Genomic DNA, 12,063 nt, shown 5'->3' on the forward strand with positions numbered 1-12,063 from the left:
ACGTTCCCAATGGCGCAAACCGCTGCTGCCGAACGGGAGACAAAGGATCGGATGACCAGCCACGCCCCCCTCGACAACCAAAGCCACCGCGACCTTCGCGTCCGCGCCGACGCGGGAGCGGAACTGGGCGACGGGGTGATGGCGACGCTGATCGTGTCGTCCGAATTCCGCCGCGTGCAGGCCGATTTTCCGATCCTCTTCCGGCGCGAGGCGGGGCAGGAGCGCTTTTTCGCAGTCGCGTTGCTGGGGTTCGAGACGGGCGAGAATCTCTTTCTCGACGGCGCTGGCTGGAATGCGGGCTATCGCCCGCTGTCGCTGGCGATCCAGCCTTTCCTGATCGGCCGGCCGGCGAGCGACGAGGGACCGGGGCAGGTGCATGTCGACCTCGCGCATCCGCGTATCGCGCAAGGCGACGACGGCGTGCGGCTGTTCGATGCGAACGGTCTGGCAACGCCCTTTCTCGAAGACATCGCCGAAAAGCTCGGCGAACTCGACGCAGGCTATCGCGAGAGCGGCGCCTTCTTCGACGCGCTCGCCGAGCATGGCCTGCTCGAACCTTTCACCTTCGAGGTGACGCTGGACGACGGGTCGCTCCATTCGCTTGTCGGCTTTCACATCATCGACGAGGCGCGGCTGCGCGCGCTCGATGCCGATGCGCTCGGCACGCTGCACGCGGCGGGGCATCTGATGCCGATCTTCATGGCGCTCGCCTCGCTGTCGCAGCTCGCGGCGCTCGCGCGGCGCAAGAACTGCGGGCGGCGCGATGGCTGAGCGGGACGCCCCGATCGACGCCCGCGCCCGGCGTGTGCCCGAGCGCGAATGGCGGGACGCGGGGCTCGATGCGCTGCTCGACGGCGCGCGCGAACCGTTCGTGCTGCGCGGGCTCGTCGCCGACTGGCCGCTCGTCGCCGCGGGCCGGACCTCGGCGGAGGCAGCGCGGCGTCATCTGCTCGATCATGCCCGCGACCGCGCGTTCAAGGTCTCGATCGGCCCGCCGGGGCACGACGGGCGATTGTTCTACGACGCCGACATGGCGATGAATTTCCGCACGGGCACGGGGAAGCTCGCCGACATTTTCGCGGGGCTCGCGAAGGGTGAGGAACTGGGCGACATCCGCACCGTCTATCTCGCCTCGATCGACATTCCGACGCATTTCGACGGGCTCGACGCGGCGAACCCGATCGATCTCGGCGCGCGTGACCCGCTCAAGAGCATCTGGATCGGGACGAGGACGCGGATCGCCGCGCACAACGACTATCCCGACAATCTCGCCTGCTGCGCGGCGGGGCGGCGGCGCTTCACGCTGTTTCCGCCCGATCAGTTCCGCAACCTCTATCTGGGGCCGATCGACAATACCCCCGCCGGCCGCACCGTCAGCATGGTCGATTTCGCCGCGCCCGACCTCGCCGCTTATCCGCACTTCGCGGAGGCGATGGCGCACGCGCAGACGGCGGAGCTCGAACCCGGCGACGCGATCTTCATCCCCTCGATGTGGTGGCACCATGTCGAGGCGCGCGCCGACTTCAACATATTGGTCAATTACTGGTGGCGCCGCACCCCGGCGTGGTTCGGCCAGCCGCAGGAAGCGCTCAACCACGCGATCCTCGCGATCCGCGACATGGCGCCCGCGGACAAGGCGATCTGGCGCGACCTGTTCGATCATTATGTTTTCGACAACGACGGTCGGGCGACCGACCATATCCCCGAACCGGCGCGCGGCGTCCTCGCTCCTCTCACACCCGAGAGCGCGGGGCGGCTGCGCGCCTTCTTGCTGAGGACATTGAGTAGATGAGCGAAGACAGGCTGAGCGAAGACAGGCCGCGCCGCCGCGTCGTGATCGCCGGCGGCGGGACCGCGGGGTGGATGATGGCGGCGGCGATCGCGCGGACGATGGGGGTGACGGTCGATTTGACGCTCGTCGAATCGGAGGCGATCGGAACCATCGGCGTCGGTGAATCGACAATTCCGCCGCTCGTCAATTTCAACCGCATCCTCGGGATTCCCGAGCCCGATTTCATGCGCGCGGCGCAGGCGACCTTCAAGCTCGGCATATTGTTCGACAATTGGAAATATGACGGGCACAGCTATTTCCACAGCTTCGGCCTCAGCGGCAAGGATCACTGGTCGGCCGGCTTCCAGCATTTCTGGCTGCGCGCGCGGGCCGCAGGCTATCCGCACAGCTATGACGATTATTGCCTCGAACTCGTCGCCGGGCTGCAGGGCAAGTTCGCGCATCTGCCCGAAGAGCGGATGAATTATGCCTATCATGTCGATGCGACGCTCTATGGCCGCTTCCTGCGGGGGCTCGCCGAGGCCGACGGGGCGAAGCGCGTCGAGGGCAAGATTCAGTCGGTCGAACTCGACGGCGAGACCGGCAATATCGCCGCGCTGCTGCTCGACGGCGAGCGGCGTGTCGAGGGTGACATGTTCGTCGACTGCACTGGCTTTCGCGGCCTGCTGATCGACGGCGCGCTTCACGCGGGGTTCGAGGATTGGGGGCATTGGCTGCCCAACGACAGCGCGGTCGCGCTCCAGTCGAAGCATCAAGGGCCGCCGATGCCCTATACGCGCGCGATCGCGCACGACGCCGGCTGGCAATGGCGCATCCCGCTCCAGCACCGGATGGGCGCGGGGATCGTCTATTCGAGCCGCTACCTGTCACGTGACGCGGCGCTCGACCGCCTGCTGTCGTCGCTCGGCGAGCCGCTGGTCGAGCCGATCGACATCAAGTTCCGCGGCGGGGTGCGGCGGCGGCAATGGGTCCGCAACTGCGTCGCGGTCGGGCTCGCGGGCGGTTTCGTCGAGCCGCTCGAGGCGACGACGGTGCATCTGATCCAGCGCGCGATCCTGCGCTTCATCCGCCTGATGCCCAACGGCCGGGTGAGCGAGCGCGACGCGATCGAGTTCAACGAGCAGCAGCGCCGCGACATCGAGCAGATCCGCGACTTCGTGATCCTGCACTACAAGGCGACCGAGCGCCGCGACAGCCCCTTCTGGCGCCATGTCGCGGCGATGCCGATCCCCGACAGCCTGCAGCAGAAGATCGAGCTGTTCCGCGAAACCGGCCGGGTGTTCCGCAAGAATGAGGAATTGTTCGGCGAGAATAGCTGGGTGCAGGTGATGATGGGGCAGGGGATCGAGCCGCAAAGCTGGCATCCGATCGCCGAGAAATTATCGCCGGACGAGCTCGACCGCTTCATGGCGGGCTTGCGCGAAAGCGCCGCGCGCACCGCCGCGACATTGCCCGACCATCACGCCTATGTCGCGCGCTATTGCGGCGCGCGGGAGCCGCAAGCGGCGTGAAAAAGATGGAAATCGCGCGCCTTGTCATCTGGCCATGCGCCTGCCGCGGCCCTATCAGGGCCGGGACTGAAGCGGTGGGGAACGGAACGAACTGATGGGGCGCCGGCGGCAATCGGTGACGATCAAGCATGTGGCGGCCGATGCGGGGGTGTCGCTGCAGACGGTCAGCCGCGTCATCAACAACGAACCGAACGTGCGCCCCGAAATGAAGGAGCGCGTGCAGGCGTCGATCGACAAATTGGGCTATGTCCCGTCGATTGCGGCGCAGCGGATGAGCGGGTCGCGATCCTATCTGATCCTTGCGATCAACGACCGCGAGCGCACGATCGCCGACTGGAAGGCGCGGCAGGGCACCGACTGGGTCGACCAGATGCTGTTCGGCGGGATGCTGAAATGCGCCGAATATGGCTATCGGATGATCTTCGAACTGGTCGATACGCACAACGACCATGTCGAGCGCGAATTGCGCGCGACGATCGCGGCGCTTCAGCCCGACGGGGTGATATTGACCCCGCCGCACTCGGACAATCCACTGATCGTGAACCTGCTCCATGCGCAGAAGATTCCTTTCGCGCGCATCGGCTCGCACGGCGGCGAGGCGGGGATCGCGCTGACGATGGACGACGAAGGATCGGCCGCCCGCGCGACGCGGCACCTGATCGGGCTCGGCCACCGGCGCATCGGTTTCATTTCGGGGTCGGTCGAATATGACCTCAGCCACTGGCGCATCGACGGCTGGAAGGCGGAGATGGCGGCGGCGGGGCTGCCGGTCGAGGGGCTGCTCGCCGAGGGCGATTTCAGCTATGCCTCGGGCGAGGCGGCGGCGCGGCGCCTGCTCGAGGGTCCGGCACCGCCGAGCGCGATCATCGCGAGCAACGACCAGATGTCGCTCGCGACGCTGGAGGTCGCGCGCGAACGCGGGCTCGACGTGCCGCGCGACCTGTCGCTGGTCAGCTTCGACAATACGCCGATCGTCCATTTCGCCCAGCCGCCGCTGACCGCGGTCGACCAGCCGGTGGCGGCGACCGTCGCGCGCGCGGTCGAACTGATCATCGCGGCGCAGCGCGGCGAGAAGCGGCCCGACGCGCCGACGGTGGTCAGCGGCAGCCTGATCGAGCGCGGATCGACGGCGGCGCCCATTGGCTGACGGCCCATTGGCCGACGGCGACGCGCCGCCGCGCCGCCAGTCGGTGCGTTTCCTGCTGCTCTATGCGCTTGCGGCCGCGGGCGGCGCGATCGCCTATGTGCCCTTTCTGACCCTGTTGCTTCCCGCGCGCATGGCGGAACTCGCGGGCGCCGACGATGTGCGCTGGCTCGGCTATCTGACCTTCTTCGGCGCGCTCGCGGCCAGCGCGGGCGGGCTGCTCTTCGGCTGGCTCAGCGATCGCACGCAAAGCCGCCGTCCGTGGGTGCTGGCGGGGCTGGTCCTCACCATCGCGCTGCTGCTCGCGGTGCCGCACGCGCATGATATAGCGACTCTGCTCGCCTTGCTGCTCGCGTGGCAACTTGCGCTCAACATGATCCTCGGGCCGCTGTCGGCCTGGGCCGGCGACGCCGTTCCCGACGCGCAGAAGGGACTGCTCGGCGGTCTCCTCGCGCTCTCGCCCGCGCTCAGCGCCTGGTCGGGTGCGCTCGTCACGCTGCCGGGGCTCGTATCGATGGAGCAGCGCGTGACGGCGATCGCGCTGCTCGTCGCAGCGGCGATCCTGCCCGCGCTGCTCTTCGGCCGCCCGCACGCCTTTCCCGAGCTGATGGCGGTCGAGCCCCGTTCCGAGCGCCCCGTTGCGCATCCGGCCGTCCGCATGTGGCTGGCGCGGCTGCTGGTCCAGATCGCCGAGGCGGCGCTCTTCGCCTATCTCTATTTCTGGTTCCGGTCGATCGACCCCACGATGGGCGACCATGAAAAGGCGCGAATCTTCAGCCTCGCGCTGACCATCGCCGTGCCGGTCGCGCTGCTCGCCGGGCGCTGGGCCGACCGCCGGAACCGCCCCTTCGTGCCGCTCGCCGCCGCCGCGGTGCTGACCTGCGCCGGGCTGATCGGCATGGCGCTCGCCGCCGATCCCACGTCGGCGAAGGCGGCCTATCTGATCTTCGGGATCGCGACGACCGCCTTTCTGTCGCTCCATAGCGGACAGACGCTGCGTGTCCTGCCGCGCGCCGACCATCGCGGGCGCGACCTCGGCATCTTCAACCTCACCAACACCATCCCCTCGCTGATCATGCCGTGGCTCACCATCTCGCTCGTCCCCGGTTTCGGCTTCGACGCGCTGTTCCTGCTGCTCGCGGCGCTCGCGGCGGCGGCGGTGCTGCTCCTCGCCACGATACCGCGCACCGCCTGATTCCCGTTGCCGAACAGGATGCTTGATTTCGCGGAGGGGCTGTGCGAGAGGAAAATTGATAACGTTCACAAATGTCGAGGATGGGAGAGACGATGCGGAAGGCGATGGCTCTGGCGACGGCGCTGCTGCTGGCGGGAAGCGCCGGCATGGCGATGGCGGACAGCCCCGCGCCGGGTTCGGCGACGGTCCATCCCGATCGCTGGCCGGAAGCGAAAAGCCCTGCCGCGATCACCGATGCCGCGACCGAAGCGCGGATCGACGCGCTGATCGCGCGCATGACGATCGAGCAGAAGGTCGGCCAGCTCATCCAGGCCGACATCAGCACGATCACCCCCAAAGACCTCGAAACCTACCCGCTCGGTTCGATCCTTGCGGGCGGCAACAGCGGCCCCAATGGCAATGAGCGGTCGAGCGCAGAGGATTGGGCGAAACTGGTCGGCGAATTCCGCGCCGTGTCGCTGCAGCCGCAGGCGAATGGCGTCGCGATCCCGATCATCTTCGGCGTCGACGCTGTCCACGGCCACAACAATATCCCCGGCGCGACGCTGTTCCCGCATAATATCGGCCTCGGCGCCGCGCACGATCCCGAGCTGATCCGGCGCATCGGGCAGGTCACCGCCGCCGAGATCGCGGGCAGCGGCATCGAATGGACCTTCGCCCCGACGCTCGCGGTGCCGCAGGATCTGCGCTGGGGCCGCAGCTACGAAGGCTATGCGTCCGACCCGAAACTCGTCGCCGATTATGCGAAGGCGATGGTGCTCGGGCTGCAGGGACCGCTCGTCGCCGGACGCTCGGTCGACGGCACGCATGTCGCCGCGACCGCGAAGCATTTCCTCGCCGACGGTGGCACGTTCGAGGGCAAGGATCAGGGGGACGCCCGGATCGGCGAGGAGGAGCTGATCGCGAAGCACGCGCAGGGCTATCCCGCGGCGATCGACGCCGGCGCGCTGACCGTGATGGCGAGCTTTTCGAGCTGGAACGGGGTCAAGAACCACGGCAACAGGGGGCTGCTCACCGACGCGCTCAAGGGCCGCATGGGCTTTCAGGGCTTCGTCGTCGGCGACTGGAACGGCCACGGCCAGGTCGCGGGATGCAGCGTCACCGATTGCCCGCAAACGATCATGGCGGGGCTCGACATGCTCATGGCGCCCGACAGCTGGAAGGGCCTCTATGCCTCGACGCTTGCCGAGGCGAAGGACGGGCGCATCACCGCGGCGCGGCTCGACGATGCGGTGCGGCGCATCCTGCGCGTGAAATACAAGCTCGGCCTGTTCGACGTCGAGCATGTCGACCGCGGCGACGTCGCGGCGGTCGGCGCGCCCGAGCATCTGGCGATCGCGCGCGAGGCGGTCGCGAAATCGCTTGTTCTCCTCAAGAACAATGGCGGCGTGCTGCCGATCCGGCCCGGTGCGCGCGTGCTCGTGACCGGCCCCGGTGCCGACGACATGGCGATGCAGGCCGGCGGCTGGACGATCAGCTGGCAGGGCACCGACGTCACCCACGCCGATTTCCCGAACGGCCAGACGATCTGGGAAGCGCTGGACAAGGCGGTGCGCGACGCGGGCGGGACCGCGACGCTGTCGGAGGGCGGCACCTATACGGAAAAGCCCGACGTGGCGGTCGTCGTCTTCGGCGAGCGCCCCTATGCCGAGTTTCAGGGCGACGTTCCGACGCTCGACTATCAGCCTGCCGAAGCGAAGGACCTGGCCGTCCTGAAGGCGCTGAAGGCGGCGGGGATTCCGGTCGTTGCGGTCTTCCTGTCGGGGCGGCCGCTGTTCACCAATCCCGAGATCAACGCCGCCGATGCCTTCGTCGCGGCGTGGCTGCCGGGGTCGCAGGGCGCCGGCGTCGCCGACGTGCTGGTCGCGCAGCGCGACGGCAGGGCGGCGCGCGACTTCACCGGCACGCTGCCCTTCGCCTGGCTCGCTGACGCGCGCTCGCCGATCGAAAAGCCCCAGTTCGCGGTCGGCTATGGCCTGACCTATGCCGACCGGAAGACCGTGCCGCACCTTTCCGAAAAACTCGGGGTCGACATCGCGGCGATGCTCAATGTCACCAATTTCTTCTCGGGCGGCCGCGCCCGCGCGCCGTGGCTGCTCTCGATCACCGACGGCGGCGGCTCGCGGCAGGTCGAATCGGCGCCGGTGGACAGCAGCTACGGTCTGCTCAGCGCGCGCTCGGTCGATGTCGCGGCGCAGGAGGATGGCAAGAGCTTCGTGTGGACGGGCCCGGCTTCCTTCCGGCTCGCGGGGCCGCCCGCCGACATGACGCGGCAACTGAACAACAGTTTCGCGCTCAGGATCGACTGGCGGATCGACGCGGCGGGTCCGGCGACGCTGGCGTTCGGCGGCAAGGCCTTCGACCTGACTGCGCTCGTCGCGGCGGCGCCCGCAGGTAAGGTAGCGACGATCAAGATCCCGCTCCGCTGCTTCGCCGACGCAGGTGCCGATCTGGCGCATGTCGATTCGCCGGTGACGATTACGGGCGACAAGGGGCTGGCGGTGACGCTGGTGAATACGAATGTCGAGGCGGTGGGTGAAAATCTGGCTTGTCCACCCGCAGCGCACGGCTAAGCAAGTAAGCCAAGTCAAAAGGGGCCGCGCTACGGGTCCGAGGGATAATCTGGGGAGAAGACCATGGCATTGGCGCCGAATGTCGCGACGAGCACCGATCCGAACCCGGAGGCAGGCAAGAGCGGCGGCAGCACGCGGGTCGTGCTGATCCTCGCCTTTGCGGTGTTCTTCCTGCTCGGCGGGGTGACGAACATCAACGACCTGCTGGTCGGCAAGTTCAAGCCGATGTTTCACCTGACGCACGCGCAGGCGAATCTGGTGCAGATGGCGTTTTTCATCGCCTATGCCGCCTTTTCGATCCCCGCCGGCATCATCATGTCGAAGCTCGGCTATATCCGCACCTTCGTGCTCGGCTTCGCGATCGTCGCGGCGGCGGCCTTTCTGTTCATTCCGGCGTCGGCCGCGGCATCCTACCCCGGCTTCCTCGCCGCGCTCTTCTGCATCGGCGCGGGGATCACGGTTCTGCAGGTGGCGATGAATCCGGTGATCACGACGCTGGGGCCGGTCGAAACCTCGCACAGCCGCCTGACCTTTGCGCAGGCGTTCAATTCGATCGGGGTGTTCCTGATGGTCTATGGCGGCGCCACCTTCCTGCTCGGCGATTCGCAGCCGCTCGACGCCGAGACCGCGAGCGAAGCGCAGATCCAGGCGTATCGCGTCGCCGAGGGGGCTTCGATCGGCACCGCCTATATGTGGCTCGGCCTGTTGATGCTGGTGATTGCGGCGCTGTTCTGGATGTTTCGCTCGGCGCTCGATCGCGCCAAGGCCGACGATGTGAAGCTCGAGGGCACCTGGGGCCTGCTCGCCCACAACCGCCGCGTCCAGTTCGGCGCGCTGTGCCTCTTCACCTATGTCGGCGCCGAAGTGGCGATCGGCTCGAACCTGATCGCCTATCTCGGCGAACCGAGCGTCATGGGGCTGGACCTTCAGGCCGCGGGCAAGCTGGTCGCGATCTATTGGCTGGGAGCATTGGTCGGACGGCTGCTCGGCGGCTTCATCCTGCGGCTGGCGAAGCCCGGGCGCGTGCTCACAATCTTTGCCGCCGGGGCGATTTCGCTGATCATCCTGTCGGCAGTGACGACCGGCACGGTGTCGGGCTGGGCGCTGATTCTCGTCGGTTTGTGCAATTCGCTGATGTTTCCGACGATCTTCAGCCTGGGGACCGAGGGGCTGGGCGAGCAGACGCCGCAGGGATCGGGCATCATGTGTACCGCGATCGTCGGCGGCGCGATTGTCCCCTATCTGTTCGGGACGGTGGCGGATATCGGCGGCAACATCCGGCTCGCGCTCGTGGTGCCGTTGATCTGCTACGCGATCATCGCGAGTTTCGGGCTGTGGGCGGCGCGCCGCGCGGCGGCCTGACGATCCTGCGGCCCCCCGCTTGCGCCGCTTGCCCGGGCGGGGCATGGCTGACGCGCGCGCACCGTCCGCGCGCACGGCAGGAGCAAGGCCATGGCCCAAGGCATCGCACGTATCGGCAAGGACCGCTATCGCACCGAGATCGAGGTCGGCGGCCGCCCGCTCGTCGCCGACGAACCGCCGGCGCTCGGCGGGCAGGGTGCGGGCTTCGCGCCTTATGACCTGCTCCTCGCGAGCCTTGGCGCCTGCACCGCGATCACGCTGCGCATGTATGCCGACCGCAAGAGCTGGCCGCTCGAATCGCTCGAGGTCGGCCTTCGTCTCCATGGGCAGGAAGAACGCCGCATCGCGCGGACGCTGACCATCGCCGGCCTCTACGACGAGCAGAAAGCCCGCCTCGCCGACATCGCCGAACGCACCCCGGTGACGCTGACGCTGAAGAACGGCCTGCCGATCGACACGCGGCTGGGGTGACGTGAAAAAATTGGCCCTGCCGGACTATGGGCGAACGCCTTCGGTACTCGGGGCGATGACGGGTTTCCGAGTCTCCAGAGATTTGAACGTAAATTAACTATTTTCTAAATATCTTAAGGGCCTGCCCGGTTGGGAAAAGCCGAAATAATTTAGGGCGGCCTCGGTCGTGGCCGTAGCGCCAAAAGAAGGGGCGCTTGGGGGCGGTGGCTCGCGAAGATCAAAATAATCATTTTATATTATGCAATTATAAATATTAAAAAGCGGCTTCAGGTTGAAGCCGCTCTTGGGGCGCTCGTTCATTGCGGTAGGATTTGATGCAGGCGATGCCCTGAAATGAGACGCCAGCCACAGGTGCGCGCGATTCGGACTCGACAATGATTTAATAAAAGTTAAGTTCCTCCTAACCGCAGCTTTTGCGGTCAGCGCCGCGTTAGCCGCGGCTCTTTAATCCCATGATGGGATCGGACCTTTACGGATGGGGGAATATCAATGAAAAAGCTTCTTCTCGCCGCTGCTGCGGCGTCTGTTTTTGCGGCTGCACCGGCTTTTGCGGCTGATTCGGACACCGAAGATTTCGACATCAATGCCAGTGTGCCGGCAACCTGCACGATCAGCGATCCGGGCACTTTCGAAATGGGTCCGCTGAGCATCAACCTGACCGCCGCGCAGGCGAGCACGCTGAGCATCAATACGAGCATCGACAAGCGGCAGGATTTCTGGGTCAGCTGCAATGACACCAACAAGATGACGCTGTCGTCGGACAACAACGGTTTCCTGAAACGTGACGGCGCAGCGCCGACTGCGGCGGAAGCAGCGGAGGGCTTTACCGACAAGATCGGCTATGGCGTCAGCCCCTATAATTATCTCGACACCGGCACCTGGCAGGTTCAGCCGGCGCTGGTGACGGGCGCCACGTTCCATCAGGGCACCTCGCGTGGTGCGATCCACCGGAATGTGGAAATGTATGTCCGCATTCGCACGACCGATCAGGCCGCGAATACGCGTCCGCTGGCGGGCGACTACACGGACAATGTCACGGTCACGGTCGCAATCGCGGCGTGATGGATTGGAAGGGGCGGTGGCCGTGAGGGCTGCTCGCTCCTTCCTCGCATAGATGAGCGCCGGACTAGCGGCGGCGCCGGTGAAGGGGGCGCGTGCCCCCTTCGTTCGTTCGGGTGATCCTGACATGCCAAAAAAATGGGGACATATCGTGTCGTACAGGCCTTTCCTGTGGGCGCTGATGGCGGCTGTATCGGGACTGGGCGCGGTATCGGCGGAGGCGGCGCGCGTTACCCCGATGATCGTGGAAATGACACCGACGGGTCGCGGTGCGACGGCGCGGGTCGAAGTCACGAACACCGACGCGATCGACCTGCCGGTCGAAATCCGCATGTATCGCGGAAAGATCGATGAAACAGGGCAATTGGAACTGGAACCCGCGGAGGATCATTTCGCAGCCTATCCGCCCCAGGTCGTGATTCCGCCCAATGGGCGGCAGATATTCCGCGTCCAGTTCATCCCGCAGGGCGAGATGACGCAATCGGAAATCTATTACGCCAGTATCAGTCAGCTTCCCGTGAAGCTGGAGGAGGCAGGCTCGCGCATTCAAATGTTGATGCGTTTCAACATATTGCTCAACGTCGTTCCCGATGGGACGGTTGCGAAGCCGGCGCTGGAATCGGTGCAGTGGGTCGATCGCATGGTAGAACTGCCGCCCGATGCCGCCAAGGCCAACGCCGACAAGAATGTTCCGCCTCCGCATGAGCGCGGCCTAGAGGTGCGGGTGACCAATGGAGGAACGCGCTATTTCGCGGCCGGTCGGACTCCCTGGTCCGTAAAGGGCGTCGATGAAACGGGCGCCGTCATCGATCAAAACTACGACGTGCAGGCGATGTCGGGAATGATCGGCATGGGAATCGTCGCGCCGGGGCGGGCGCGGACTTTCGTTATCCCCATGGAGCGGAAACCCGTCATGAATAGCTTGAGCGTTAGTTTCGAACACTGACCGACGCGAT

Annotated in this window: 10 protein-coding genes; all 10 read left to right on the plus strand. The window is 66.3% G+C overall.

Annotation, left to right across the window (positions count from 1 at the left end; genetic code table 11):
- Positions 1-51: 51 nt before the first annotated feature.
- On the plus strand, positions 52-771 hold the full coding sequence (locus ACVENA_RS00645) for a SapC family protein (protein ID WP_449327220.1): 720 nt from the start codon (positions 52-54) through the stop codon (positions 769-771).
- Entirely contained in the window at positions 764-1,792 is a 1,029-nt protein-coding gene (locus ACVENA_RS00650) for a cupin-like domain-containing protein (protein ID WP_449327221.1), read from the plus strand. The genes ACVENA_RS00645 and ACVENA_RS00650 overlap by 8 nt, the downstream gene beginning before the upstream one ends.
- A complete protein-coding gene (locus ACVENA_RS00655; RefSeq protein WP_449327222.1) occupies positions 1,789-3,303 on the plus strand; it encodes a tryptophan halogenase family protein in 1,515 nt (504 codons plus the stop codon). Before ACVENA_RS00650 ends, ACVENA_RS00655 begins: the two co-directional genes overlap by 4 nt.
- 94 nt (positions 3,304-3,397) lie before the next feature.
- Positions 3,398-4,450 carry a LacI family DNA-binding transcriptional regulator gene (locus ACVENA_RS00660; RefSeq protein WP_449327223.1) on the plus strand — a complete coding sequence of 351 codons (1,053 nt, stop codon included), beginning with the start codon at positions 3,398-3,400 and terminating at the stop codon, positions 4,448-4,450.
- A complete protein-coding gene (locus ACVENA_RS00665; RefSeq protein WP_449327224.1) occupies positions 4,443-5,642 on the plus strand; it encodes an MFS transporter in 1,200 nt (399 codons plus the stop codon). Before ACVENA_RS00660 ends, ACVENA_RS00665 begins: the two co-directional genes overlap by 8 nt.
- 71 nt (positions 5,643-5,713) lie before the next feature.
- On the plus strand, positions 5,714-8,215 hold the full coding sequence (locus tag ACVENA_RS00670) for a glycoside hydrolase family 3 N-terminal domain-containing protein (protein WP_449327225.1): 2,502 nt from the start codon (positions 5,714-5,716) through the stop codon (positions 8,213-8,215).
- Between the two features lie 63 nt (positions 8,216-8,278).
- Positions 8,279-9,577: a sugar MFS transporter gene (locus ACVENA_RS00675; protein ID WP_449327226.1), complete on the plus strand. Its 1,299-nt coding sequence runs from the start codon at positions 8,279-8,281 to the stop codon at positions 9,575-9,577.
- Between the two features lie 90 nt (positions 9,578-9,667).
- Complete coding sequence (locus ACVENA_RS00680) at positions 9,668-10,048, plus strand: OsmC family protein (protein WP_449327227.1); 381 nt, start codon at positions 9,668-9,670, stop codon at positions 10,046-10,048.
- Positions 10,049-10,537: 489 nt separating this feature from the next.
- Complete coding sequence (locus ACVENA_RS00685) at positions 10,538-11,110, plus strand: spore coat U domain-containing protein (RefSeq protein ID WP_257547452.1); 573 nt, start codon at positions 10,538-10,540, stop codon at positions 11,108-11,110.
- 52 nt (positions 11,111-11,162) lie between these two features.
- Complete coding sequence (locus ACVENA_RS00690; RefSeq protein ID WP_449327228.1) at positions 11,163-12,053, plus strand: fimbrial biogenesis chaperone; 891 nt, start codon at positions 11,163-11,165, stop codon at positions 12,051-12,053.
- Positions 12,054-12,063 lie beyond the last annotated feature (10 nt).

The organism is Sphingopyxis sp. 550A, from assembly GCF_053569535.1.

What these genes read in the sequence shown, in the direction of transcription:
- ACVENA_RS00645 (WP_449327220.1), top strand. Translation starts at nt 52, where the DNA reads ATGACCAGCCACGCCCCCCTCGACAACCAAAGCCACCGCGACCTTCGC.
- ACVENA_RS00650 (WP_449327221.1), top strand. Translation starts at nt 764, where the DNA reads ATGGCTGAGCGGGACGCCCCGATCGACGCCCGCGCCCGGCGTGTGCCC.
- ACVENA_RS00655 (WP_449327222.1), top strand. Translation starts at nt 1,789, where the DNA reads ATGAGCGAAGACAGGCTGAGCGAAGACAGGCCGCGCCGCCGCGTCGTG.
- ACVENA_RS00660 (WP_449327223.1), top strand. Translation starts at nt 3,398, where the DNA reads ATGGGGCGCCGGCGGCAATCGGTGACGATCAAGCATGTGGCGGCCGAT.
- ACVENA_RS00670 (WP_449327225.1), top strand. Translation starts at nt 5,714, where the DNA reads ATGTCGAGGATGGGAGAGACGATGCGGAAGGCGATGGCTCTGGCGACG.
- ACVENA_RS00675 (WP_449327226.1), top strand. Translation starts at nt 8,279, where the DNA reads ATGGCATTGGCGCCGAATGTCGCGACGAGCACCGATCCGAACCCGGAG.
- ACVENA_RS00680 (WP_449327227.1), top strand. Translation starts at nt 9,668, where the DNA reads ATGGCCCAAGGCATCGCACGTATCGGCAAGGACCGCTATCGCACCGAG.
- ACVENA_RS00685 (WP_257547452.1), top strand. Translation starts at nt 10,538, where the DNA reads ATGAAAAAGCTTCTTCTCGCCGCTGCTGCGGCGTCTGTTTTTGCGGCT.
- ACVENA_RS00690 (WP_449327228.1), top strand. Translation starts at nt 11,163, where the DNA reads ATGAGCGCCGGACTAGCGGCGGCGCCGGTGAAGGGGGCGCGTGCCCCC.